23 protein-coding genes are annotated in these 25,096 nt (G+C 69.6%); 14 read left to right on the top strand and 9 right to left on the bottom strand.

Going from position 1 to position 25,096, the window contains the following annotated elements; translation table 11 throughout:
• Window positions 1–28 precede the first annotated feature (28 nt).
• Window positions 29–616 (bottom strand): dioxygenase family protein, encoded by a 588-nt coding sequence (locus tag HNQ73_RS11815; protein WP_183335075.1) that lies wholly within the window; start codon window positions 614–616, stop codon window positions 29–31.
• Window positions 617–810: 194 nt separating this feature from the next.
• On the opposite strand from HNQ73_RS11815, the gene HNQ73_RS11810 reads away from it, so the two are divergent.
• The 3 genes from HNQ73_RS11810 (at window position 811) to HNQ73_RS11800 (ending at window position 3,008) form a co-directional block, all read left to right on the top strand.
• Complete coding sequence (locus HNQ73_RS11810) at window positions 811–1,806, top strand: c-type cytochrome (protein ID WP_183335074.1); 996 nt, start codon at window positions 811–813, stop codon at window positions 1,804–1,806.
• Window positions 1,807–1,876: 70 nt separating this feature from the next.
• Window positions 1,877–2,260, top strand: a complete 384-nt coding sequence (locus HNQ73_RS11805; protein ID WP_183335073.1) for an antitoxin Xre/MbcA/ParS toxin-binding domain-containing protein — start codon at window positions 1,877–1,879, stop codon at window positions 2,258–2,260.
• Complete coding sequence (locus HNQ73_RS11800; RefSeq protein ID WP_183335072.1) at window positions 2,220–3,008, top strand: RES family NAD+ phosphorylase; 789 nt, start codon at window positions 2,220–2,222, stop codon at window positions 3,006–3,008. Before HNQ73_RS11805 ends, HNQ73_RS11800 begins: the two co-directional genes overlap by 41 nt.
• Here the strand turns inward: HNQ73_RS11800 and HNQ73_RS11795 are convergent.
• Window positions 2,971–4,170, bottom strand: coding sequence for an MFS transporter (locus HNQ73_RS11795; protein ID WP_183335071.1), 1,200 nt, complete (start codon window positions 4,168–4,170; stop codon window positions 2,971–2,973). The two genes, HNQ73_RS11800 and HNQ73_RS11795, sit on opposite strands and share 38 nt — an antisense overlap.
• Complete coding sequence (gene wrbA / locus HNQ73_RS11790) at window positions 4,167–4,865, bottom strand: NAD(P)H:quinone oxidoreductase (RefSeq protein ID WP_183335070.1); 699 nt, start codon at window positions 4,863–4,865, stop codon at window positions 4,167–4,169. The genes HNQ73_RS11795 and wrbA overlap by 4 nt, the downstream gene beginning before the upstream one ends.
• Before the next feature lie 96 nt (window positions 4,866–4,961).
• Here wrbA and HNQ73_RS11785 point away from each other — a divergent pair, with 96 nt between their 5' ends.
• Genes HNQ73_RS11785 through HNQ73_RS11775 form a run of 3 tightly spaced genes read left to right on the top strand, consistent with a single transcriptional unit; the run spans window position 4,962 to window position 7,816 of the window.
• Window positions 4,962–5,909 (top strand): LysR family transcriptional regulator, encoded by a 948-nt coding sequence (locus HNQ73_RS11785; protein ID WP_183335069.1) that lies wholly within the window; start codon window positions 4,962–4,964, stop codon window positions 5,907–5,909.
• A gap of 40 nt (window positions 5,910–5,949) precedes the next feature.
• Window positions 5,950–6,624, top strand: a complete 675-nt coding sequence (locus HNQ73_RS11780) for an HAD family hydrolase (RefSeq protein ID WP_183335068.1) — start codon at window positions 5,950–5,952, stop codon at window positions 6,622–6,624.
• Window positions 6,625–6,661: 37 nt separating this feature from the next.
• Window positions 6,662–7,816, top strand: a complete 1,155-nt coding sequence (locus HNQ73_RS11775; protein ID WP_183335067.1) for a winged helix-turn-helix domain-containing protein — start codon at window positions 6,662–6,664, stop codon at window positions 7,814–7,816.
• 19 nt (window positions 7,817–7,835) lie between these two features.
• Here HNQ73_RS11775 and HNQ73_RS11770 read toward each other — a convergent pair whose 3' ends face one another.
• The 6 genes from HNQ73_RS11770 to HNQ73_RS11745 all read right to left on the bottom strand — a co-directional run bounded on the left by HNQ73_RS11770 (window position 7,836) and on the right by HNQ73_RS11745 (window position 15,448).
• Window positions 7,836–8,918 (bottom strand): hypothetical protein, encoded by a 1,083-nt coding sequence (locus HNQ73_RS11770; protein ID WP_183335066.1) that lies wholly within the window; start codon window positions 8,916–8,918, stop codon window positions 7,836–7,838.
• 1 nt (window position 8,919) lies between these two features.
• Entirely contained in the window at window positions 8,920–10,485 is a 1,566-nt protein-coding gene (locus HNQ73_RS11765; protein ID WP_183335065.1) for an AMP-binding protein, read from the bottom strand.
• 121 nt (window positions 10,486–10,606) lie between these two features.
• Window positions 10,607–12,346 carry an ABC transporter permease subunit gene (locus HNQ73_RS11760; protein WP_244650141.1) on the bottom strand — a complete coding sequence of 580 codons (1,740 nt, stop codon included), beginning with the start codon at window positions 12,344–12,346 and terminating at the stop codon, window positions 10,607–10,609.
• 14 nt (window positions 12,347–12,360) lie between these two features.
• Window positions 12,361–13,458: an ABC transporter ATP-binding protein gene (locus HNQ73_RS11755; protein WP_306415755.1), complete on the bottom strand. Its 1,098-nt coding sequence runs from the start codon at window positions 13,456–13,458 to the stop codon at window positions 12,361–12,363.
• Window positions 13,459–13,545: 87 nt separating this feature from the next.
• Window positions 13,546–14,613: an ABC transporter substrate-binding protein gene (locus HNQ73_RS11750; RefSeq protein ID WP_183335063.1), complete on the bottom strand. Its 1,068-nt coding sequence runs from the start codon at window positions 14,611–14,613 to the stop codon at window positions 13,546–13,548.
• 64 nt (window positions 14,614–14,677) lie between these two features.
• Window positions 14,678–15,448: an enoyl-CoA hydratase/isomerase family protein gene (locus HNQ73_RS11745; protein WP_183335062.1), complete on the bottom strand. Its 771-nt coding sequence runs from the start codon at window positions 15,446–15,448 to the stop codon at window positions 14,678–14,680.
• 125 nt (window positions 15,449–15,573) lie between these two features.
• On the opposite strand from HNQ73_RS11745, the gene HNQ73_RS11740 reads away from it, so the two are divergent.
• The 8 genes from HNQ73_RS11740 (at window position 15,574) to HNQ73_RS11705 (ending at window position 25,091) form a co-directional block, all read left to right on the top strand.
• Complete coding sequence (locus HNQ73_RS11740; protein WP_183335061.1) at window positions 15,574–16,386, top strand: IclR family transcriptional regulator; 813 nt, start codon at window positions 15,574–15,576, stop codon at window positions 16,384–16,386.
• 86 nt (window positions 16,387–16,472) lie between these two features.
• Window positions 16,473–16,808: a (2Fe-2S)-binding protein gene (locus HNQ73_RS11735; protein ID WP_183335060.1), complete on the top strand. Its 336-nt coding sequence runs from the start codon at window positions 16,473–16,475 to the stop codon at window positions 16,806–16,808.
• Window positions 16,801–18,168 carry an FAD/NAD(P)-dependent oxidoreductase gene (locus HNQ73_RS11730; protein ID WP_183335059.1) on the top strand — a complete coding sequence of 456 codons (1,368 nt, stop codon included), beginning with the start codon at window positions 16,801–16,803 and terminating at the stop codon, window positions 18,166–18,168. The genes HNQ73_RS11735 and HNQ73_RS11730 overlap by 8 nt, the downstream gene beginning before the upstream one ends.
• Window positions 18,165–19,436, top strand: a complete 1,272-nt coding sequence (locus tag HNQ73_RS11725) for an NAD(P)/FAD-dependent oxidoreductase (RefSeq protein ID WP_244650139.1) — start codon at window positions 18,165–18,167, stop codon at window positions 19,434–19,436. Before HNQ73_RS11730 ends, HNQ73_RS11725 begins: the two co-directional genes overlap by 4 nt.
• Before the next feature lie 4 nt (window positions 19,437–19,440).
• On the top strand, window positions 19,441–20,388 hold the full coding sequence (locus tag HNQ73_RS11720) for an ornithine cyclodeaminase family protein (RefSeq protein ID WP_183335058.1): 948 nt from the start codon (window positions 19,441–19,443) through the stop codon (window positions 20,386–20,388).
• Window positions 20,389–20,470: 82 nt separating this feature from the next.
• Entirely contained in the window at window positions 20,471–21,829 is a 1,359-nt protein-coding gene (locus tag HNQ73_RS11715; RefSeq protein WP_183335057.1) for an ABC transporter substrate-binding protein, read from the top strand.
• Window positions 21,826–23,733: an ATP-binding protein gene (locus HNQ73_RS11710; RefSeq protein WP_183335056.1), complete on the top strand. Its 1,908-nt coding sequence runs from the start codon at window positions 21,826–21,828 to the stop codon at window positions 23,731–23,733. Before HNQ73_RS11715 ends, HNQ73_RS11710 begins: the two co-directional genes overlap by 4 nt.
• Window positions 23,734–23,735: 2 nt before the next feature.
• Window positions 23,736–25,091, top strand: coding sequence for a sigma-54-dependent transcriptional regulator (locus tag HNQ73_RS11705; RefSeq protein ID WP_188658758.1), 1,356 nt, complete (start codon window positions 23,736–23,738; stop codon window positions 25,089–25,091).
• The last annotated feature ends 5 nt before the right edge of the window (window positions 25,092–25,096 follow it).

Raw genomic sequence — 25,096 nt, 5'->3', positions numbered from 1 at the left:
GTGGATCGACGATGCCGCCTTGCCGGCGTCAGACGACGAAGTCGTAACGGGCGAACTTTCCGTCGGCCGTCTCCTCGACACGCATCAGGAGGCGCTCGTCGAACAGGCGGTCACGCGTGTTGCGCGGCTCGCCGGGAAAGTAGAGCTGGGTGGTCAGCACGTCGCTGCCGCGGCGCTGCACCTTGACGTGATAGTGGCGCGTGCGGCCGGTGTAGACGGCGGGCATGATGGTGGTGAACCACCAGCGCCCGTTATCGTCGGTGAACTGGTGGCCGCGCAGCCTGTAACCGGCATTGTCGTATCGCCCTTCGTCGTCCGCATGCCAGAGCTCGACGAGGGCCTGCGCCTGCGGCCGGCATTGTTCGTCGAGCACGAAGCCGGCGAGCGTGATCCGCTCGCCGTCGGGCACGTCATCGGCGAAGTTGCGGCGCTGTGGCGTGTCGGGCTTGTAGAAAGGACCCTCGGTAACCGGTGGCGTCGGCTCAAGCCCGTCGCAGGAAGGCGTGCGCGTGAGGGGGGCGGGTGCCGGTTGCGCACCGGCGGAAGCCGAGGCGAGCAGGGAGGCCGCGGGCGCCGAAAGGAAGGCGTGAAGGACGGAGCGGCGGGACGGCAGCATCGCTTCTTCTCCCCTCGGTCGGGAGCCACGGATCGTGAGCCCGGGTTCGCGGCGGGCTCCCTCAAGAAATGGGAACGGCGGCCCATTGTTCCAGCGGTGCAGGTTCGGCTGCCTGCGGCCTTGCTCTTGCCGGCCGCTTCGGCTTGCATGGACGGCGGGGGCCGGGCATTCGCCCGGGGTGGACGGGGGTCATCATGGTTGTCGACAAGGTTCTGGGCAGGCTTGCCGCTGGCCTCGTCCTCGTCGTCGGGCTCGCCGGCGCGGAGCGAGCGCAAGCCCAGAGCCCGCCGGTGGCGCCCGTCACCGTCTGGAGCGTGCCGGACATCGACCATCTGCCGGATGACGAGAACGGCCGGCTCGTCCGCTACGGCCGCTCGCTGGTAGCGGCGACCTATGCCCATATCGGGCCGGAGGTAGCGGATGCTTCCCGGCGCTATGCGGGCAACAATCTCGCCTGCCGCAACTGTCACCTCGACGAAGGGCGCAAGAAGTTCGGCCTGCTCCTCGTGGGCGCCTTCGTCGACTACCCGCGCTACAGCACCCGGCGTGGCGAGGAGGTGTCGATCGAGGACCGCGTCAACAGTTGCATGACGCGGTCCATGAACGGCCGGCCCCTGCCGGCGGAAGGTCGCGAGATGCAGGCGCTCGTCGCCTATATCCGCGTGCTCTCCAACGGCCTGCCGAAGGATGCCGCTGTCGCGGGGCAGGGCCTTCAGGCGATGGCGGAGCTCGACCGGCCGGCCGATCCGGCGCGCGGCGCCGAGGTCTACCGCGCCAACTGCGCCCTGTGCCATGGCCCCGGCGGCGAAGGCGTGCGGCGCGGCGTCAGGGGTGATGCGCTCGGCTATGCGACGCCGCCGCTTTGGGGCGAGGACAGCTTCAACGACGGGGCCGGCATGAACCGCCTCGTCACCATCGCCAATTTCGTGCACGACAACATGCCGAACGGCACGAGCTGGGTGATGCCGCGGCTCGCCCCCGAGGACGCCTGGGATGTCGCCGCCTTCGTCGTCTCGCAGCCGCGGCCGCGCAAGGCGGACCTCGCCGCCGACTTCCCGGACAAGCTCGACAAGCCGGTGGACACGCCCTACGGCCCCTATGCCGACGGCTTTTCGGAAAGCCAGCACCGCTACGGGCCGTTTGCACCCATCCGTGCCGAGGTGGCGCGGCTTAGGGCGCAGAGCCGGTGACCATTTCCATTCCATAGAAATTTATGCTATTCATGTTTTCCGTGGAAAGAAGCAGTTGAAAGAAGGACCCATGGCGCAGATCCTCGAGCGGCGAGCCGATGTGCCCGACCCGGGCACGGTGCTGACGAAGGCGCTCTTGCGGGCGGCCGACCGGCTCGACATTACGGCCCGGGCGCTCGCCGGCATCGTGGGCCTGAGCGAAGCCACCGTCTCGCGCATGAAGCGCGGGGACTACGTGCTGGAGGCCGGCACCAAGACCTTCGAGCTGTCGGTTTTGTTCGTGCGCCTCTTCCGCTCGCTCGATGCGATCGTCGGCGGGGACGAGACCGTCGCCCGCGCCTGGCTGCGCAATCCCAACACACTTCTCGGTGCCCGGCCGCTCGACCGGATCGGCACCGTCGCCGGTCTCGTCGATGTCATCGCCTATCTGGACGCCCGCCGCGCTCTCGTCTGAAGCGCGTCCGCACGCGGGGCGTTGCTGGCGGCTCATCGAGGCGCAGCACCGCGTCTCGACGCTCAAGCTCGTCGACAACCTCGATGAGCAGAAGCTTCTCGAGGACCTCATCGAGGAGACGAAGCCGGCACTGCCGCCCGAGTGCCGGCACCTCGACTATCTGCTGGCAACGCCGTTCCGCTACGGCGCGGAATATCCCAAAGGCTCGCGCTTTCGCCGCGCCGGCCGCACCGCCGGCGTCTACTACGCCGCCGAGGCGCCACGCACCGCCGTGGCCGAGATGGCCTTCTACCGCCTCCTCTTCTTTGCCGAATCGCCGATGACGCCCTGGCCGGCGAACACGACCGACTACACGGCCTTCTCGGCCGCCGTTGCCGCGGCGCGGGCGCTCGACCTCACGGCGCCGCCGCTCGTGCGCGACAGGGCGCTGTGGACCAACCTTCTCGCCTATGACGCCTGCCAGGAGCTCGCCGATGCGGCGCGGGAGGCGGATATCGCCGTCATCCGCTATGAATCGGTGCGCGATCCCGAGCGGGGTGCCAATGTCGCGGTGCTGACCTGCGCCGCCTTCTCCGAGCCGCGCCCGCTCGAGCGGCAGACCTGGCGCATGCGGCTCGGGCCGAGCGGCGTGCAGGCGGTCTGCGACTTTCCTGCGAGCGGCCTCGAATTCGGCCGCGAGGCCTTCGCCGACGATCCGCGCCTCGCCGCCTTCAACTGGGAGCGGCCGACGGCTTCGCCGCGGCGCTGACGTCCGCCCGCCGCGGCGGCAGCATCGCCGCAAGCGCGATGCCGGCGAGCGCGACGACGGCCACGAGGGCGGCAAGGCTCGGCCAGCCGAGGCTTCCGGCGAGGAGCCCCGCCGCGGCCGGGCCCACGAGCAGCCCGAGGTTGTTGCCCTGCATCAGCAGCCCCATGCTGGCGGCCGCACGGTCCGGCCGCGGCGCGTGATGCGGCGCGGCATCGAAGAGGACGACGGGGATGAGGCCGGAGATGGCCGAGAACATGAGGCATGACACATAGGCGCCGGCGGCCGGCATCGACGGGGTGAAGATGCCGATGCCGCAGACAGCCATGGCCGCGAAGCCGATGACGAGAAGGCCCCGGCCGCTCCAGCCCCGGGCGATGAGGCGGCCGCAGAAAAGATTGCCGCCGGCACTGGCGAGGATGGCCAGCGCGGTCAGCAGGCTCGCCGCCGGCGGGGAGACGGCCAGGCGCTCGCCGAGGATCGTCGGCAGGAAGCCGAAGGCGGCGAAAAAGGCCGTGCAGAAGACAGCGAACAATCCGGCGAGCAGCCACGGTCCACGTCTGCTTAGCGTGTCGCGTGCATCTTCGCCGATGTGCTCCGCCGGTGGAGGCAGGGAAAGGCCCTTCGTGCGCAGGGCGACGACGAGGGCATAGCCCGCGAGCAGCGCGGCATTGGCGAGCCACAACCCGCGCCAGCCGAGGACGGGCAGCAGCGGCGCCGCGACGAGGATGATGGTCATGCCCACCGGCATGAACGTGCTCCACAGTGCGAAGACCGGGCCGGCGCGGGGCGCAGGCGTGATCGCCGCGAGAAGCGCCGGGGCCGCGACGATGACCGCGAGGAAGCCGAGGCCTTCGACGGCGCGGCTCGCGAGAAGGAGGGGCGCGCCGCCGACGCCGCCCCCGATGGCGCTGCCGAGCGCCTGCAGGAGGAGCCCGCCGACGGCGAGCCGGCGCATGCCGGCGCGCCCTGCCGCGAGCCCGATGGCCATGCCCGCCACGGCGCCCACGATGGCGAAGGCCGAGAGCAGCCAGCCGGCGACGGCGAGGGACAGTTCGAGATCCGCCCGCACGGCGTCCAGCGCCAGCGGCGCCTTGCCCACCTGGAAGGCGGACACGATGCCCGCGCCGACGATGAGGCCGGTCGTGCCGCGCCCGCCGGTCATGCGTCCTCCCGCGCGCGGATCTCGTGACGGACGCGACCGAGGGCGAGAAGGCCGGCGATCTCCGCGACGTGGCGGCCCTGGAAGCGTGCGCCGGCGAGCTCGTTCTCGCTCGGGCGCCGGTCGCCTCCGCTGCCGTCGTCGGCGAGCGTGGAGGCGCCGTAGGGCGAGCCGCCTGTGATCTCGTCCATGCGCAATTGGCCCTTGAACGTGTAGGGCAGGCCGACGACGACCATGCCGAGGTGCAGCATGACCACATGCGCCGTCAGGATCGTCGTCTCCTGCCCGCCGTGCTGGCTGCCGGTGGAGGTGAAGACGGCGCCGACCTTGCCGACCAGCGCGTCCCGCGCCCAGAGGCCACCGGCCTGGTCGAGGAAGTTCTTCATCTGCGCCGCCATGTTGCCGAAGCGGGTGGGCGTGCCGATGACGATGGCATCGTAGTCGGCGAGCTCGGCCACCGTGGCGACGGGGGCCTCCTGCGTCAGGTCGTAACCGGCCCGGCGCGCCACCTCGTCGGGCACCAGCTCGGGCACGCGCTTGACCACGACCTCGGCCCCGGCCCCGCCGGCCCCCTCGGCGACCGCCGCGGCGAGGGTCGCGACATGGCCGTAGGACGAATAGTAGAGAACGAGCACCCGCGGTCGTACCTCGTTGCCGTGCCCGCCCGCCGTCACGGAAGCATCTTCGCGTGTTCGCATGTCGTCCACCTCTCGACGTGTCGTAGAAGAGATGGACCCTTGCATCGATCGATATAAGTGAGAAAATTTCGCTTCGATTGATCGAAGATATAGATCATGCTGGATGCATTGACCCTCGACCAGCTCCGGGTTTTCGTCGCCGTCGCCGAGGCCGGCAGCTTCCGCGCGGCCGCCGCGCGCCTCGGCCGCGTGCAGTCGGCCGTCAGCCACGCGATGGCCAATCTCGAGGCGGAGCTCGGCCTCGCCCTGTTCGACCGCTCGGGCCGGCGCCCGGTGCTGACACGGGAGGGCAGGGCGTTGCTCGAGGATGCGCGGGCGGCGCTGCTCAAGGTCGATTTCCTGCGCGCCCGGGCACGCGGCCTCTCGCAGGATCTCGAGATCGAGCTGCCGATCGTGGTCGACACGCTCTTTTCCCTGCCCGTCGTGGCCGCTGCTTTGCGCGACCTCAGGGCGAGCCACCCTTCCGTCGGCGTGCGCGTGTCCTTCCAGCCGCTCGGCGGGCCGTTGGTCGCCGTGCGCGAAGGCCGCTCGACACTCGGCATCAACGTGGGCGGCGACTTTCCCGACCCGCGCATCGCGCGCCGCATCCTGACGCGGCTCGCCTTCGTCGCTGTCGCCGCCGCCTCCCATCCGCTCGCCCGGCGCGACCCGCGGGAGCCGCTCGGCATGGAGGATCTCGCCGATCAACTGCAGATCATCCTCGAGGACCCCTCGCCCCTGTCGCAGGGGCGCGACTTCGGCGTCCTTTCGCCGGGCACATGGCGCGTCGACAGCCAGGAGGTGAAGCACGCCCTCATCCTCGGCGGCCTGGGCTGGGGGCGCTTGCCGCTGTGGCTCGTGGCGCGCGATCTCGCCGAAGGCCGGCTGGTGCGGCTCAACGCGACGGCCTTCGGGCCGGGCGGAGAGGCCATCGTCACCGCCTATCTGGTGCACCGGACGGACGCGCCGCTCGGCCCGGCGGCGCGCGCCTTCGGTGCCGCGCTCGAACGGCACGCCGGCGTCGGTCCCGCGCCATTGAGCGGTGACAAGCCCGACGCGTCGTGAGAAGACGGTATAAGCTCCGACCAGCCGCGAGGTGCGACCCATGCGTATCGAACCCGTCTTCCTGTTCGATCTCGACGGAACGCTCGTCGACAGCGTCTATCAGCATGTCCTCGCCTGGAAGGAGGCGCTCGATGCCGAGGGCATCGACCTGTCCGTCTGGCGCATCCACCGCAAGATCGGCATGAGCGGTGGTCTCTTCACCAACCAGCTCCTGCGCGAGACGGGAATGGATATTTCGGCCGAGCGCGTCGACCGCCTGCGCAAGGGCCATGCGGCGGCCTACAAGCGCCTCGCCGGCCAGGTGCGGCCGCTGCCCGGCGCGCGCGAACTGCTCGCCTGGCTCACCGACAACGGCATTCCCTGGGCGATCGCCACCAGCGGCCGGATGGAGACGGCATCGCTCAACATCGAGGCGCTCGGCGTCGACCCCGCCAAGGTGCCGGTCGTGACGCGCGACCAGGTGAAATATGCCAAGCCTGATCCCGACCTCTTCGTCGCCGCCGCGGCCCGGCTCGCCGCGCCCATCGAGACGGCTGTCGTCGTCGGTGATGCCATCTGGGACATGCTGGCGGCAACGCGCTGCCGCGCGCTCGGCGTCGGCCTGCTCAGCGGCGGCTACGGTCCGGACGAGCTGCGCCAGGCCGGTGCCTTCCGCGTCTATGAGGATCCGGCCGACCTGCTGAAGCACATCGACGAGGTGGGCGGCCGCCGCTAGAGCTCCGCACCGGGCCGAATCGGCTATCGTCGGCGTCATGGCGCCCGCGAAGACGACACCGCACGTCCTGCCGAAGGCGGCGGCCAGGCACATCTGGATCGCCGCGCAGCGGCTCGACACGCCCGAGCCCTTCGGTGCGGGGCCGGAGGCGACGAAGGCCGCGGTCGAGCACCTTGGCTACGTGCAGATCGACACCATCAACGTCATCGAGCGCTGCCATCACCACATCCTGTGGACGCGCATCCCCGCCTACCGGCGGGAGGATCTCGCCCGGGCGCAGAGCATCGACAAGAGCGTCTTCGAATACTGGACGCACGCCCTCTCATACGTGCCGACGCGGGATCTGCGCTTCTATCTCGGCGCCATGAAGCGCTACCGCCGCAAGCCGCGGCCATGGTTTGCCTCGGTGAAGAAGGCGGATCTCGCGCGGGTGCTGCGGCTCATCGAGGACGAGGGCCCGCTGACCATCCGCGACATTGAGGACGATGTCCTCGTCGAGAAGGATCACCCCTGGGCCAGCCGCAAGCCGTCCAAGCGGGCATTGCAGCTCGCCTTCTTCACGGGTGTCCTGACGGTCAGTGCCCGCAGTGGCATGGTCAAGACCTACGAGCTGATGGAGCGGCACTTCGGCTGGGACACGCTGCCGAAAGCGGCCTCGGAGCGGGAGCGGGCGGCCTATCTGCTTGACCGTGCGCTCCGTGCGCAGGGCATCGTGAGCCTCGATTCCATCTGTTATCTCGATGCGCCCAGCAAACCGGCGGTGCGGCGCGTCATCGAGGCCCGGGTGCGCCGCAGGGAACTCGTGCCCGTCGTTCTCGCGGGAGAGGAGAAGCTTGTCCACTGGGCGCGGCCGGAGGTGCTCGACATGGCGGCCCTACCGTCCGGCCAGGTCCACATCCTCTCACCCTTCGACCCGCTGATGATCCAGCGCAGGCGCACGCAGCTCTTCTTCGGCTACCAGCACCGCTTCGAGGTCTATGTGCCCAGGGACAGGCGCCGTCTCGGCTATTTCGCGCTGCCCGTGCTCTTCGGCGACGAGATCGTCGCCGCCATCAACCTCAAGGCCGACCGTGAGAACGGCCGGCTGCTGATCCAGCAGTGGACCTGGTTCGCCGAGGCGACGCGCGCCGGCCTGAAGGTGGCGATCGACGAGGAGTTGCACCGCTTCGAGCGCTTCCAGCTCGCCGCCTGACGGGCCGGCGAGCCGGCCCTCAGCGCGTCTGCTCGAGGCGGTCGCGCAGGGCACGCATCTCGGCGTGGACGCTCTCGATGTCGCGGATGGCGAAACCTTCCGCCAGCGCCGGCGAGTGCCGCGCCAGGGCATCGCGCAGCGCGCCCGTGTAGACAGCACGCCCGCCCTCGATGACGAGGCCGCCGCGCTCCTCGTAGGCGCGGTTCCACGCCACTGCCTCGTCCTCCGTCATTCCCTGCGGCAGGCGCAGCGAGAGCCGGCCCGCGCGCAGCGCGACGGGATAGCCGCCCGGCCGTCCGTCCGGGCCGGGCACGTGGCCGATCCAGTCCTCACCGGCGGCCATCGCCAGCACCAGCGGCACGCCGCTCGCGCCCGAGATGTCGATGACCGGTTCCGGTGTCAGGCGGATGTCGGCGAACGAGCCGTAGACATCCGCCACCTCCTGTCCGTCGATCCACACCCGCGGCGCCGGGCCGGAGCGCGTCTCGGGGGCGCGGCGGAAGGGCGCGAGATTCTGGTAGTGGGCCAGCACCTGGATGCGGGCCGGATCGGTGATACCGCGGGCGCCGGAGAAGGCGTTGGAGAGGATGGCGACGTTGCCCATGCCGCAGGCGACCTTGTGGCCGAGCGCGGCGATGAGCCCGTTGACGACATCCGGGAAGCAGCAGTTGACCAGCATCGTGCCGCCGCCCGAGGCGGTGATGGCCGCCGCGACGCGGGCAGAGATGACCGTCTGGAAGACGGCCGTGGCGCTGAGGCCGCCCTCGGCGACGAGCCGGGACCAGGCGTCACCCGTCGTTGCGATCACCTGCGAGGTCTGCACCGAGGCGGCCTGCACGACGACCTTCGGCCGGGTCGCGCCGATAAGGGCCGGGGCGGCGTCGCGAGCGAGAAGGTCGGTCCGGTGGCCGCGGAAGCTGGCCGGCGCGCCGAAGATGGCCGCGCGGGCATTGGCGGCCAGCACCAGCCAGTCGAGCCGCGCGGCGTTGCGGCCGGCGATGACGACCGAGACCGGGCGGCGGGCCGTCGCGGCGATGTCGAAGGCGATGCGGGCGGCGAAACCGCCGGTGCCGCACAGCAGGATGTCGCAACGTTCGTCCATGTCAGGCCTCCTGTGCAGCAAGCCGGTCCCAGCAGTCGTCGCGGCTCGTGGACAGCTTGTGCTTCATGATGCGCTGGCTCGCCGTGCGCTCGAAATCGTCGACGATGGCGATGTAGCGCGGGTTCTGATAGGGCGCGAGGCGGGCGCCCAGCCAGCGCGACAGCTCTGCCTCGTCGATGCGGCAACCGGGACGTGGCTTGACGAAGAGCTTGATGTCCTGCTCGCCGACATCGGCCTGGACGCCGATCATGGCACAGTCCTCCACGTCCGGGTGCTCGGCCGCCACGTGCTCCACCTCCCAGGCGGAGACATTCTCGCCGCGGCAGCGCACGCTGTCGGTCATGCGCCCGTGGAAGCGCAGGTTGCCGTGCGCGTCGTAAGAGCCGACATCGCCGGTGTGCAGGCGGCCATTCCGCAGCGCCTTGGCAGTTGCTTCCGGATTGTCGAGATAGCCCTCGAAGAGGGCGCCAGGCAGGCTCGTCTCGACCACGATCTCCCCGCGCTCGCCGGGGGCGACGGGTTTGCCGTTCTCGTCGAGGAGCAGCACCTTGAACCAGGGCAGGGGCGTGCCGACGGAGCCGACGGTGCCGCTGTCGTTGAAGGTGGTGATGCTCGAGGCCTCGGTCATGCCGTAGCACTCGCGGATCTCGACCCCGAAGCGTTCCTGGAAACGCTGCCAGATTTCGGTGGGACAGCCGCCGCCCCAGGCGATGCGCACCTTGTGCGCCCGGTCCTGCGGCCCTTCCGGCTGCTTGAGCAGGATCTGCAGGATACCGCCGAGATAGTGGATGTGGGTGGCGCCCTCGGCGATGACCTGGCTCCAGAAGCGGCTGGCGCTGAAGCGGTCCACCATGGCAAGCGTGATGCCGTGGGTCATCGGCAGCAGCAGCAGCTGCGCGCCGCCGATGTGGTAGAGCGGCTCCCAGACGAAGAAGACGTCGCCCGGCCGTGCCACCGACACGCGCGAAACGGCCTCGGAGGCGAGCCGCAGCATCCGGTGCGAGACGATGACCCCCTTGGGCCTGCCTGTCGTGCCGGACGTGTACATGATGGCGCCGGTGGTCTCGGGCTCCGGCAGCGGCCCGTCGAACGGCTGGCCCGTGCTGAGCACCGCCTGGAGGGCGGCCGGCTCCTCCGGCGTGCCGTTGAGCATCAGCGGCGGGCATTTGTCACCCGTCGCATCCATGACCGTCTCGACGAGGTTGCGCTCGACGATGAGGAGCTTCGGGGCGGCGTGGGAGAGAAGATAGGCGAGGCCGTCGCCACGCTGCTGCACGTTGACAGGTACCCAGGCAATGCCGGCACGCAGCAGGCCGAACACGACGGCGAGCGTTGCCGGGCTGTTGCGCAGCATCACGGCCACGCGGTCTCCCGGCCCGATGCCGCGCGCGGCGAGTTCGGCCGCGAAGGCCGCTGCTTCTGCGGCCAAGCGGCCGAAGGTCAGCGGCACGCCGTTGAAGCGGGCGTAGATGCCGTCCGGATCGCGCGCCGCGCGTTCCTCCAGGAGGCCGGCAAAGCGGAGCCCTTCGGGGGAAAGTCCGGCCAGTCCATCGTCGGTCAAAGCCATCGTCAGCGTCTCTTGCTCGATCGAAGCCGCAGTCCAGCAAGGCGCGGAGCCCTTCGGTGCGAAGGCCGCGCGCCGCGGCGCGTGTTGCACGGGTTGCCAGCCGCTTCGCGCGGCCGGCGGTTCAGGGCGAGCGGCGAACCCGCTCGGCGACGAGGAGCAGCACCGTCACGATCGCGAAGACCACGACGGAAACCGCCGCCAGCGTCGGGTTGAGCTGCAGGATCATGTCGTCCCACATCTGCTTGGGCAGCGTCGTCTTCACCCCGCCGCTGACGAAGATGGCGATGGTCAGTTCGTCGAAGGAGGTGATGAAGGCAAAGAGGAAGGCGGCGATGAGGCCACCCTTCACCAGCGGCACGGTGATGAGGAATAGCGTGCGCAGCCGGTTGGCGCCGAGCGTCGCCGCCGCCTGATCGAGGCGGGTGTCGTAGCTCTTCAGCACCGCCGCGATGGTGACGAGCGTGAAGGGAATGGCCAGCACCGTGTGGCCGATGACGAGGCCGAGGTCGGTCGCCACGAGACCGATCTGCGCGAAAAGGTAGAACAGCCCGACCGCGATGACGATGCGCGGCACGATCATCGGCGCGAGGAAGAAGGCGAAGATGGCGCCGTTCCACCGGCTGTTGCCGCGCGCGAGCGCCAGCGCCGCGAGCCCGCCGATGACCGTCGCCGCCGCTGCCGTCGCGCCGGCGACGAGGAACGAACGAACCGTGGCCTGCACCCACAGCGGCGAGGAGAAATAGGTCTCGAACCAGCGCAGGCTGAAGCCTGGCGGCGGGAACTCGAGGAACTGCGACGAGGTGAAGGCGATCGGGATGACGATGAGCGTCGGCGCGACCAGGAAGGCGATGACTGCCCAGGAGACGGCCGGCAGCATGGCCCGCCCGGCCCGCGGGCCGAACAGGCGGTTCACCGGCATGGCGATCAGCGCGCACACGCTGGCGAGGCCGTGCAGCAAGGCCAGGCCCGCAAGGCGCAGGCGGCCGCTGGCTTCCTTGCCATCGGAGCCCTGGCCGGTCACCGTTGAAAGGCCGAAGACGCGGTCGTAGACCCAGCAGGAGACCAGCGCCGCCAGCAGCATCATGGCGGCGAGCGCACCGGCGAAGGACCAGTTCAGCAGCTCCTGCACCTGGGCGATGATGAGCTGGGCCAGCATCGTCTCGCGCCGGCCGCCGAGGAAGGCGGGCACGATGAAGAAGCCGAGCGAGGAGATGAAGACGAGCAGGCCCGCCGCGGCGACGCCGGGCAGCGACAGCTTGAAATAGACGAGCCAGAAGGCGTGGACGGGCGAGGCGCCAAGGGTCTGCGCCGCCTGCACCAGGCGCCGGTCGATGCCGGTCATCACCGGCAGCATGGTCATGACAGCGAGCGGCACCATGGCATGCACCATGCCGACCATCACGCCGAACTCATTGTTAATGAGCGGCAGCGGCTGCGAAACGATGCCTGTGCCAAGGAGCAGATCGTTGATGACGCCGGTGCGGCCGAGCAGCAGCATGAAGGCGAACGTCTTGACGAGATAGCTCGTCCAGAACGGCACCATCACGAAGAGCAGCAGGCGCCCGCGCACGGCATCCGGCATGCGCGCCAGCCAGTAGGCGAGCGGGTAGCCGAGCAGAAGCGAGAAGATGGCCGTGTAGCCCGCGATCTTGAAGGTGATGCCGAGGACGCGGATGTAGACATCCGTCGTCGTGATGCGCGCGAAGGAGGCGAGGCTGAAGCCGCCCGTCTGCGCGTCCTGCACGCTGAGGACGAGAAGCCGCGCGACGGGGAAGGCGAAGAAGACGACGAGCAGCACAAAGCCCGGCACGGCGAGCCACAGCGGGCTCGGACGCCAGGGGCGCGGGCTCGTGTCCGTCATGGAGAGCGCCATCGTCATGGTACGAAGGCCGCGCTGTTGGCGTCCCAGCCCGCGGTGATCGTCTCGCCGATCTGCGGCACGGGATCGCCCGGCCACAGCCGCAGAATGGCCTGGGTGCCGCCGCCGAGATCGGCAATGACGCGCGTCTCGGATCCGGCGTAGACGATCTCGGATACGGCGCCGGTGATGCGGTTGGGGGACGCAGCGCCGATGCGCAGGTGCTCCGGGCGCACCACGAGCGCACCGCCCTTGCCGGTGGCACTGACGTCCTCCGGCAGGTTGAAGATGCCGTGCGGCGTGGCAAGCCGCGGCCGGCCGGCGTCATGGACGAACTCGCCGCGGAAGATGTTGGAAATGCCGATGAAATCGGCTGCGAAGGCGGTGCGCGGGCGGGTGTAGATCTCGTGCGGGGCGCCGATCTGCTCAATGCGCGCGTGGTTCATCAGGCAGATGCGGTCCGACATGGCGAGCGCCTCTTCCTGATCGTGCGTGACGTAGATGATCGTCGTGCCCGTCTCGCGGTGCAGGCGCTTGATCTCGATCTGCATGTGGTCGCGCAGCTTCTTGTCGAGGGCGCCCAGCGGCTCGTCCATGAGGATGATCGAGGGCTGGTAGACGAAGCAGCGTGCGAGCGCCACGCGCTGCTGCTGGCCGCCCGAGAGCATGCGCGGAAAGCGGTCGCCGAGATGGCCGAGATGGACCATCTCGAGGGCATCCTTGACGCGCCGGCTGATCTCGCCGGGGGCGCAGCCGCGCATCTTGAGCGGAAAGGCCACGTTCTCCGCCACCGTCAGGTGCGGAAAGAGCGCATAGTGCTGGAAGACGAGGCCGATATCGCGCTGGTGGACCGGCGTGTCCGACTGATCCACACCGTCGATGAAGAGCCGGCCGCTCGAGCGCTCCACAAGGCCACAAATGAGCTGGAGCAGCGTGGTCTTGCCCGATCCGGAGGGACCGAGAAGGGTCAGGAACTCGCCCTTCTCCACGGCTAGCTGCGTCGGCTCAAGAGCCGTCACGTTCCCGTACCGCTTGGACAAGCCGTCGATGAGGAGCTTGGGCATCGCGCCGCCGGCGGACCGGGGCGTGGAATGGATCATTTCCGTCGCCGTCACGGCAACCTCCGATGCATGTCCCGGCCGGGAAGGGCCGGAACATGCAGTACAATCAGGATACTACGTGTCGCACAAGGACGACGCGGTTCAGCTCAGCAGCCAGCTGTTGAAGCGCTCGGTCATGGCCGAACGATTGGCACTCCACCAGTCCTCGTTGGCGATCGTCATCTGGCCGAGGTTCCACGGCGACGTCGGCAGATGCGCTGCGCGTTCGTCGGGGATGAAGTCATAGGCGCTCAGGTTCGTCGGCCCGTAGGCGAGCGTCTCGGTGAAGATCGCCTGCTGGGCCGCCTCGGCGCAGAAGCGCACGAACTGGCGGGCGGCCTCGGCGCGCGGGCAGCCCTTGGGGATACCCCAGCCCTCGATGGAGTAGAGGCCCTGGTTCCAGACGATCTTGGCCGGCGCGCCGCCATCGATGGCCGCCTGGAAGCGGGCGCTCCAGCCGGCGATCATGTCCACCTCGCCGCTCTGCAGGAGCTGCGTGGACTGGGCGCCGCCGGTCCACCACACGTCGATGTGCGACTTGATCTGGTCGAGCTTCTTGAAGGCACGGTCGGCGTCAAGCGGGTAGAGCTTCTCGAGCGGTACGCCGTCGGCCAGCAGCGCCTCCTCGAGCGTGTCGATGGGATTCTTGCGCAGGGAGCGGCGACCGGGGAACTGCTCGAGATCCCAGAAATCGGCCCAGCTTTCCGGCGCCTTCTTTATGCGGTCGGTGCGATAGGCGAGGACCGCCGCGTAGACGTCGACGCCGAGCCAGAAGGGCGAGATGGCGAGGGGCATCAGGCTCGGAACGTCGGAATGCGAGAAACCGATCGGCTCCAGCAGCCCCTCCTTCGTCAGGATGTCGCGCGCCGAAAGGGTCAGCGTGCAGACGTCCCAGGTGTAGGAGCCCGTCTCCACGATGGCCTTGAACTGGGCCGTCGGCTCGGCCTCACGTGCCACGTTGACGATGCGGATGCCGGTCTTCTGCTCGAACGGGTCGTAGAAGGCCTTGCGGTAGGCCGGCCCGAAGGGGCCACCCGGGTCCGCGACAGTGAGCTGCGTCGCCGCCCTGGCGCGACCGATGATGGCCGGCGTCGCAAGTACCGCGAGACCGGCGCCGGCGCCCGCCTTCAGAAGGCTGCGACGGTCGAGATACTTTTTGTCCTTGTTCATGGAAGCCCTCCTGCAGGCATGTTGGCCTGTCTTGATCCCCACTGGTTGAACGGGCAGAGAAGGATCAGCCCTTTCTTGCCGCCCGACTGGCGAGAAACTTTTCCATCATTCTGGCGGGCTCGCCGGACGCGTAGGCCTCGCGCTGGATGCGCACGCCGGCCGCGAGCGCATCGCGGAAGCCCGCCTCCGTCATCTCGCGGAAGCGCTGGCGATTGAGACGCATGGCCGTCGGCGGCTTCTCTGCGAGATGCTCGGCTAGCGCGAGCGCCTCCTCCATGACCTTGTCCTGCGGAACGATGCGGTTGAGGACGCCGATGCGATAGCATTCCTCGGCGTCCATCATGCGGCCGGTGAGCGTGAGGTCGATGGTGTGCGCAAGGCCGATGATCTCGCGCATGATCCACGGGCCCGTCGTGCTGGCGATGCCGGAGTTGATCTCCGGCTGGCCCATCTTGACCCCGGGGTGGCCGATGCGCAGGTCGCACAGCAGCGCCACCTGGAAGGCCGAGCCGGCAGCCACGCCGTTGACGGCGGCGATGATGGGCTTCGACAGCGAGCGGATGCGGTCGTAGAGCCGCTCCCACTCGCCAACCCACTCCTCCGCACGGTCGGCATCGAAGGTCTTCGTCTCGTTGAGGTCTTGCCCCGCTCCGAAGGCGCGATCGCCTGCGCCGGTCAGGATGATCGCACGCACGGCGGCATCCGCCTCCATGGCGTCGAAGGCCTCGATGAGCTCGACGCGCATGGCCGTGTTCCAGGCGTTGAGCACCTGGGGACGGTTCAGCGTGACGATGCCGACATTTCCCCGCTTCTCCGTGAGCACGAACTCCGGCATCGGCGTCTCTCTCCTTTGATAGGAAATATTGACATGCAATAAAGTCTATTGAATGTTCATCGAACGGGCTGGCGTTGTCAACGGCATTTGTGAAACTGGGGCGCAGTTCGGTGAGAGAGGGGAAGATGGCTGACACGAACACGAAGCCAGCCAGGCGGGGCGGGACCGCGGGCAGCCGGGCCAGCGGCGACGCCCTGATGGTGATGTCGGTCGAAAAAGCCTTCCGTGTGCTCGAGGCCTTCGGCGGCCAGCGCCAGACGATGAGCCTCTCGCAGGTCGCGGCCGCAACGCAGATGGATGTCAGTGCCGCCCAGCGCTTTACGCACACGCTCACGCGCCTCGGCTACCTGCGCAAGGACCCGGAGACGAAGCGATTCGAGCTGACGCCGAAAAGCCTGGACCTCGGCTATCACTTTCTGCGCGGCAACCGGCTGATCGAGCGGGCGATGCCCTATCTCATGCACCTCAGCAAGGAGACGGAGGAAACGGTCAACCTCACGGTGCTCGACGATACGCACATCATCTTCGTCGCGCGCTTCATGAGCCGGCACATGCTCAACACCGACGTGATCATCGGCACGCGGATGCCGGCCTATTGCACTGCGCCGGGGATCGCCATGCTCTCGCGCCTGCCGGAGGAGGAGGCGCTCGACATCATCGACCGCTCCGAGCTCAAGGCCTACACGGCGCACACCACCTGTCGGCGCGAGGATCTCGCGGCCAAGCTCCGCCTCTCGGCCGAACGCGGCTTCGCCACCGCCTTCAGCGAGGTCTACAACGGCGACGCCTCGATCGCGGCGGCCATTCTCGACGAGCATGGCCGCCCGGAGGGTGCCGTCAACATCGCCGTGTCCTATGCCCGATACACGGAGGAGGAGGCCGTCGGGCGGTTCAGCCCCCTTGTCGTCGCTGCCGCCCGGGCCATCTCGCGCAACTGATCGCGAGGGCCTTGACAGGTCACCGCGTTCGCTCTTTCGTATATCTAATAAGAATTATTACAATACAATAAAAGAAAGGGGCAGCCATGGGCGGTGGCGGCGGGCGCGACCCGACGGCCGAAGGGCGCTTCATACGTGCCGTGCCACGCGACGCGGAGCGGGTGCGCTTTACCATCGACGGTCGGCCAGCCGAGGCTTGGTCCGGTGACAGTCTCCTCGCCGCGATCCTCGTGACGCAGCCGTCCCTGCGGCAGCACGAGTTCGACGGTGGCGCGCGGGCCGGCTTCTGCCTGATGGGCGCCTGTCAGGACTGTTGGGTGTGGAGTGAGAAGGGCGAGCGCCTGCGCGCCTGCACCACGCCTGTCGCGCCGGGCATGGCCATCTTGACGGCTCCGCCGATGGAGCGCTTCCCCCATGGCTGAGGTCGTCATCGTCGGCGCCGGCCCCGCCGGCATCCGCGCGGCGGGCGTTCTGGCGGCACAGGGGCTCAGGCCCATTCTCGTCGACGAGGGCCGCCAGGCCGGCGGGCAGGGCTATCGCCATCCCTCGCCGGGCCTTGCGCTCGATATGGATGCCCTCATGGGCACCGAGGCCGGGAAGTACAGGGCCCTGCACGCGGATTTCGCGGAGCTGCTGCCGCTCATCGACTACCGTCCCCGCACGCTCGTGTGGGGCATCGAGGAGCGCAGGCTCCACTGCATGCGCGACGGCCGCCAGATGACGATTCCCTTTGATGTGCTCGTCATCGCCACCGGCGCCATGGACCGCGTCGCGCCGCTGCCGGGATGGACCCTGCCGGGTGTCTTCACTCTCGGTGGCGCACAGGCGGTGCTGAAGGACCAGGGCTGCCTCATCGGCCGCCGGGTGGCCTTTCTCGGCGCTTCGCCGCTCCTCTCGCTTGCGGCGCTGCAATACCGCAAGCTCAGCGCGCAGGTCGTCGCCGTCTGCGACACCTCGCCCTTCCGTGACAAGATCGCAGCCCTGCCCCGGCTCGCCGCGGTGCCGCGCACCCTGGCGCGCGGCATCGCCTATCTCGCCGCCCTGAAATCCGCCCGCGTGCCTCTGTTCCACGGCGTGACGCCGCTGGCCATCGAGGGCGACAGGGAGGTAACGGCGCTGCGCTTCCTTGACGGGCGGGGTCGTGAGCGCCGCATCACCTGCGATGCGGTGGCGCTCGGCTACGGCCTCAAGCCGGAGACGCAGCTCGCCGAGCTGGCGGGTGCCCGTTTCGCCTTCGATGCCCACTTCCGGCTGTGGCTGCCGGTGACGGATGAGGACGGCCGGGCGGGTGAGGGGCTCTATCTGGCTGGCGACGGCGCGACGATCGGCGGTGCCGATGCCGCAGAGGCGAGCGGCACCCTCGCTGCGCTCGCCGTGCTGCACGACCTCGGCCTGCGGCCATCCGTCGACGAGCGCCCGGCCCTGCGCCGGCGGCTCGCCCGTCTGCGCCGCTTCCAGCACGGCCTCGCGCGGGCCTTTCGCTGGCCGGGTCCGGCGCTCTCGCGCGTGCCGGACGAGGTTACCGTCTGCCGCTGCGAGCATGTGACGGCAGGGGACATCCGCCGCGCGATGGATGCCGACCTCGGCCCCGTGGACGTCAACCGCGTCAAGGCCATCACACGCTGCGGCATGGGCCGCTGCCAGGGCCGCGTGTGCGGCCCGGCGCTGCAGGAGATCGCGGCTGCCCATGCCGGGCTGGAGGCCGAGGCGGTGGGCAGGCTGCGCGGGCAGGCGCCGGTCAAGCCGATTCCCATCGGCCTTCTTGCGGAGGAGCACGCATGACGAAGCGCCAGGCGGATGTCGTCGTCGTCGGCGGCGGACTCATCGGTGCGTGGACCGCCTTCTTCCTCGCGCGCCGCGGCCGCAAGGTGGTGCTGATCGAGAAGGGCGTGGTCGGGGCACAGTCGAGCGGCACCAATTTCGGCAACCTGCGCCTGCAGGGCCGCTTCCCCGGCCAGTATCCCCTGTCCCTGCGGTCGCAGGCGCTGTGGGAGGACATCGAGAACCTCATCGGTGACCGCTGCGAATTTCACCAGAGCGGCCACCTCTACATCGCCTTCAACGCCGCCGAGCGCGAGAAGCTCGAGGCCTATGCGGCGGTCAGCGAGAGCTACGGCCTGACCATCGAGCATCTCGGCCCCGCCGATCTCACCCGGCGCTATCCTTGGCTGAGCACCAGGGCGGTGGCGGCCACCTTCTCGCCGCGCGATGCCACCGCCAACCCGCGCCTTGTCACCCCTGCTGTGGCCCGCGCCGCCAAGGCGCTCGGCGTCGAGATCCTGGAACACTGCACGGTGACGCATGCACGCCGCGACGGGGCCGGCTTCATCGTCGAGACGGCCGACGGCCGCAGCTTCGGCAGCGACCATCTCGTCAACTCCGCCGGCGCATGGGCCGGAGAGATCGCCGAAATGTTCGGCGAGAGCGCGCCGCTCTTTCCCGCCGGGCCGCCCCAGTTCGTCACCGAGCCTTTCCCCTATTTCCTCTTCCCCTCCGTGCAGGCGGTGGACGGCACGGTCATCTTCCGGCAGATCCCGCGCGGCAACATCATTCTCGCCGGCTATCCACGCACGGCGGCGGACCCGATCCGCAACCGCGCGCCCGTGCCGCCGTCGAAGACGCTCGCGGCCATGCGGCACCTTGCGGCCGTGGTGCCGGCGCTGCGCCACTGCCACGTCATCCGGGTCTGGTCCGGCATCGAGGGTTACCTGCCGGACATGATCCCCGTCATCGGGCCGAGTGCGACGACGGAAGGGCTCTTCCATGCCTTCGGCTTCTGCGGCCACGGCTTCCAGATCGGTCCGGGTGTCGGGCTGTGTCTCAGCGAGATGATCTGCGACGGTCGCACCGAGACGCCGCTCGAGCCCTTCTCCATCGCGCGCTTCCGCGGCACTGTCGCGGAGGACGAGAAGTTCCGGCGGGAGTTCGATCGCCCAGCCGCCGCCGAGAAAGGGGGGCCTTGGGCCCGAAGGGCGTCGCCATCGCCGGCGGCGGCCCGCAGCATCCCGTGCGCTGCGGCGCCTCGATGGCCGCGGTGCCCGACGAGGTGAAGCGATGGAACGCACGGTTCTTTATCTCGACGAGGTGACGGTCACGGCCCTGACGGGCGACGTTGCGGCGGTGCGCGAGGCGGTTGCCGCGGCCTTTGCCGCCCACCGGGCCGAGCCGGCCCTGTCGCGGCCCAAGCTGTCGCTCGACGTGCGCCCGGGCCATGCCTTCCAGTCGATGTGCGCCGCCTCGCCGGCGCTCGGCTTCGCCGTCAACAAGTGGTACGGCCTCACCGAGCACGGCATCGATGCCTGCCTGTCGCTGAACGACTTCGCCACGGGCCGTTTGCTCGCCGTGATGGACGGAAACGCCTTCACCGGCGTGCGCACCGCGGCCATGTCGGCCGCGGCCGCCATGCATCTCGTCTCGCCCGGCAGCCGTACCATCGGCTTCGTCGGCTGCGGCTTGCAGGCCGGGAATCATCTTGCCGCGTTCCGCGCCGCCCTGCCGTCGCTCGTCGCGGTGCAGGCCTTCAGCCGCACGCGCACCTCGGCCGAGCGCCTCGTCGCGAAGGCGCGGGCCATGGGCCTCGACGCCGTCGCCACCGAGGATTGCGAGGGCCTTCTCGCCGCCTGCGACATCGTCGTCACCAGCGTGCCGATGCGGCCGGGCTTCCGGCCGTTTCTCGACGCCCGCCGCCTGAAGCCGGGCGCCTTCGTCGCTGCCGTCGATGTCGGCCGCAGCTGGATCGGCGAGAGCCTTGCCGCGTTCGACACGCTCGCCATCGACGACCGCAGCCAGGCCGGCGACTATGCCCCGATCCTCTCGGCGCGGCCGGAACCCGGCTATGACGCGGATCTCGCCATGCTGTGCGCAGGGGAGGGCGGGCGCCCCCGGTCGGGCGGGCGGTCGATGTTCCTCTTCCGCGGCTTTGCCCTCGCTGATCTCGCCGTCGCGGCCCTCGTGTACAGGCGGGCACTGGAGGCCGGTGCAGGCCTGCGCCTCGGCCGGTGAGGCGCCGGGCAGGCCGTGACAACACCCCGTCTTCGTGAGAAGAGGAGCTTTCCGTCGCGACCTGCAATATAGCAAGGGGGCCATGTTCCGCGTCCTCGCCGCCAGCCTTGCCGTCGTCTTTCACCTCATCCTCCCGGCAGCGGCCGGGCCGGACGCGCGGCCCGTGCGGGTCCTTACCTCCTTTCCCCCGCAGTTCGTCGAGCCCTACAGGCGTGCCTTCGAGGCACGCCATCCCGGCAGCACGATCGAGTTCGTGCATCGCAAGACAACCGCGGCGGTGGCCGGCATCATGGGCGGCCACCAGAAGGCCGACGTACTGTGGGCGTCGGCACCCGACGCCTTCGAGATCCTGAAGGCCGCCGGCCTTCTGGCGCACCTCGATCCCCGCCCCACCGGCGCGCCGGAGCGCATCGCCGGCTATCCGGTCAACGATCCGGACGGCGCCTATCTCGGCTTTGCACTGTCGGGCTACGGTTTCGTCTACAATCCCGACTACCTCGCCGAGAGGGGGCTGCCGGTGCCGCGCGGCTGGTCGGACCTTGCGGCGCCGATCTATGCCGGGCACATCGGCATCAGCGCGCCGTCGCGCTCCGGCACGATGCACCTCATGGTCGAGGCCATCCTGCAGGTCTACGGCTGGGAGCGGGGCTGGGCCCTGTGGTCCGAGATCGGCGGCAACCTTGCCACCGTCACGGCCCGCAGCTTCGGCGTCTCGGCCGGGGTCGCGCGCGGGCGCTTCGGCATCGGGCCGTCCATCGACTTCCTCGTGAACCAGGATGGCCTGCCCAGGGGCTCGACGGCCTTCGCCCTGCCGGAGGAGACGCTGTTCGTGCCGGCGAGCATCGCGGTGATGGCGGGTGCGGACAACCGTGAGGGCGCCGAGCGTTTCGTCGATCTGGTGCTGTCGCCCGAGGGCCAGGCGATCCTGCTTGATCCGGCCATCGCCCGGCTGCCCATCTCCCCGTCGGCCTACGCGCCTGGCTCGGCCGAAGGGAACAGCCCCTTCCAGCGCGAGGGGCTCTTTGCGCACGGCCTGTACGATCCGCGCCTTTCCGCCGCCCGCTACGAACTCGTCAACATCATCTTCGACGAGATGATCACCTTCCGCCGTGCCGAGCTTGTGCGGCTGTGGCGGATGGTGAGGGCGGCGGAGACGGCGCTCGTGCGCGGCGGCGATGCGGAGCTGGCGCGCCTCGTCGGCGAGGCGCGGGCCGCCCTGACGCGCCCGCCCGTGGACGCGGGCGAGGCCATGGACCTGGAGCGCTGGCGGAAGCTGGAACGCGTGCGCCGCGGCGTCCCCGTCCCGGAGCCGCAGGCGCAGCTCGAGGCGCGCATCAAGGCAGCCGTCGACGACAACATGCAGCAGGCAGCCCGTGCGCTTGCCGCCGTCACCGCCCGGCTCGAGGCACGCGCCACGACTGCGGGGGCCTTGCCGCGATGATCCGAAGGAGACGACTGGGAATCGGCGGGCGCCTTCTGCTCGCCTTCCTCGGGGTCGGCGGGCTTGCCGTCGGCGCCTGCATCGTCGGGTGGCTGTCCTATGCCCGGCTGAGCGAGGAGCTGGAAGCGGTCGCCACCGACCATCTGCCGGCGCTCGCCTTCTCGGCCCGCCTCGCCGAGGCGGGGGCGAACGTCATCGCCAGCACCCCGGACCTCGCCGTGGCCGAGCGGCGCGAAACCTACGACGCCATCCGCAAGACGCTCGTCGAGCGGCTCGGCGTGCTGCGCGCCGTCCTCGACACGCGCAGCAGCGAGGATTCGCTGTCGCCGGAGCTCATCCTCGTGAGCGAGGGCATCGAGGCAAATCTGGAGGCCATCGACCGCGTGGCGGAGCGGCGCTTCCCGCTTGGCGAACGGGCGCGGGCGATGAGCGAGGAGTTGCGCTGGCTGCAGGCGGACCTCATCGAGGAGGTCGAGCCCCTGATCGAGGACGCCCGTTTCAACATGGAATCGGCCATCGACAGGGTGGGGCCTGGTGACGCCGCGCAGGCGGGGCGCCGCACCCTGCGCGAGGAGAGCCGCAAGAGCGAGGCCCTGCTCACCATCAACGCCCACGCCAATCTCGTGGTCGGCCTCCTCGGGCGGCTCGCGACCGTACCGACGGTGGAGGATCTCGACGCGACGAGCCACTTCATCGGCGAGATCGCCGACCAGCTCGACATCGAGACGAAGGCGCTGGCTAACTGGACCGATACTGTCACGGTGAGCCAGATCGTGGCGCGCCTCCTCGCTCTCTCAGACGCGAAAACCGGGCTCGCGGCTCTCAAGCGGCAGGAGCTTGCGGCCATTGCCGAGGCGCAGGCGCTGCTGGCCGAGAACCGGCGCCTCGTCACGCGGCTCGGCGCGCTCATCTCGCAAGAGGTGAGCCGCACGGAGGCGATCGCGCGGCGCGCGGCGGAGCGCTCGGCCGAGGCCATTGTCGTCGGGCGCAATCTCCTGCTCGCCATAGCCATCACCTCTCTCGCCATTGCGATCGTGGTCGGCTGGTTCTATGTGCGCCGCAGCCTTGTTGCGCGGCTGGAAGGCCTGACGCTTGCCGCGACGACGATCGCCAGCGGACCCACCATGCCCGTGCTGCCGCCACCGACCGACGACGAGCTTGGCGACCTCGCCAGGGCGCTCGCCGTGTTCCGGCAGACGCGTGACGATCTCGTCCAGGCCGCCAAGCTCGCTGCCCTCGGCCAGATGGCGGCGGGCATCAGCCACGAGCTGAACCAGCCGCTTGCCGCCATCCGCTCGCACGCGCACAACAGCGCCATCCTGATGGAGCGCGGTCGTTCAGAGGAGGCGCGGGCGAGCCTCGAGCGCATCCAGGGGCTCACGGCCCGCATGGCGGAGCTCATCGGCCATCTCAAGCGCTTCGCCCGCCGCCCGGCGTCAACCCTCGAGCCGGTGGACCTGAAGGCCGTTGTCGAGGGCGCGCTGAGCCTCTTCGCGCAGCGCATCGACGAGGAACAGGTGGAGGTGCGGCTCGCGTTTCCCGAGGGGTCGGTTGTGGTCGAGGCGGAGGAGATCCGCCTCGAGCAGGTCATCGTCAACCTCGTTTCCAATGCACTCGATGCGCTGCGCGGGCGCGAGGAGCGGCGCATCGAGATCAGCGTGCAGGCAAAGGACGGGCGTGTCCTGCTCAGGGTCAGTGACACCGGCGCAGGAATAGACGCGGCGGCCCGCGAGGCGATCTTCGATCCGTTCTTCACGACCAAGCCGGTCGGGCTGGGGCTCGGCCTCGGGCTGTCGATGTCCTACAACATCGTCAAGGACTTCGGCGGCGCCCTCTCGCTGGCCGAAACAGGACCGGACGGCACGACATTCGTGGTCGATCTTGCCGCAGCAGGGCGGGCATGAGCATGGCGGACAGGTTGGAAACAGGCGTCGTTCTGGTGGAGGACGATGCGGAGGTGCGCGATGCGTACCGGCTGACGCTCGAGCTCGACGGGATCGGCGTCATCGCCGTCGGCTCGGCGCGCGAGGCGCTGGACCTCTTGGGCGCCGACCGGCCGGTCGTGGTCCTCAGCGACGTGCGCATGCCGGGACTCGACGGCTTCGGCCTGCTTGAGGCGGTGCGCAGCATCGACGCCGACATCCCGGTGGTGCTCGTGACGGGCCATGCCGACGTGCCGATGGCCGTCAAGGCGGTGCGGGCCGGCGCCTGGGATTTCATCGAGAAACCGGCCGATCCGGTTCGGCTCGTCGAGACGCTGCGGCGCGCCCTTGCCCACCGCGCACTCGTTCTCGAGAACCGCACCCTCAGGGCAGGAGCGGCCGAACGCGACCCCTTCGCCAGCCGGCTCGTCGGCCGCTCGGCCGCCGTCGAGCGGCTCAGGCGCAGCCTGCGCCGGCTGGCCGATGCGGAGACGGACGTGCTTCTTTTCGGCGAGACGGGCACGGGCAAGGAGGTGGCCGCGCGCGCCCTGCACGACTTCGGCCGTCGCGCCAGGGGGCGGTTCGTCGCCGTCAACTGCGGCGCTATCCCCGAGACGATGATCGAGAGCGAGCTCTTCGGCCACGAGCCGGGGGCCTTCACCGGCGCGCGTGAGCGGCGCATCGGCAAGATCGAGCATGCGAGCGGCGGCACGCTCTTTCTCGACGAGATCGAGTCGATGCCACTGTCGGCGCAGGTCCGGTTGCTGCGCGTGCTGCAGGAGCGCACTATAGAGCGGCTCGGATCGAACAAGGAGATCCCGGTCGATCTGCGCGTCATCGCCGCCACCAAGGTCGATCTCGCGGAACTCGCTGCGCGTGGTGCCTTTCGCGAGGATCTGGTCTACCGCCTCAACGTCGTCACCGTGCGGCTGCCGCCGCTGCGCGAGAGGCGCGAGGACGTGCCGCTGCTCTTCGCCCATTTTCTCGATCTCGCCGCCCAGCGGCAGGGCAGGGCGGCGCCGACGCTCGACCCTGCGTTCGTCGAGCGGCTGCGGCAGCAGGACTGGCCGGGCAACGTGCGCGAGCTGCGCAACGCCGCCGAGCGTTACCTGCTCGGGCTCGACGACGACGAGCCGCGCGAGCCCTCCCCCGGCACCACGGGCCAGCTGACGCTGGAGCAGCAGATGGAAGCGGCCGAGAAGCGCATCATCGAGGAGACGCTGGCGCGCTTTGCGGGCCGCATCGGCGTCACGGCCGAGGCGCTCGGCATCACGCGCAAGACGCTTTACCTGAAGATGAAGAAGTACGATCTCGGCCGCGGCGCCGCCGTCGACAGCTGATGTTA

Source organism: Chelatococcus composti, assembly GCF_014201415.1.
Lineage (GTDB): Bacteria > Pseudomonadota > Alphaproteobacteria > Rhizobiales > Beijerinckiaceae > Chelatococcus_A > Chelatococcus_A composti.
This window is presented reverse-complemented; position numbering and strand designations above follow the sequence as displayed.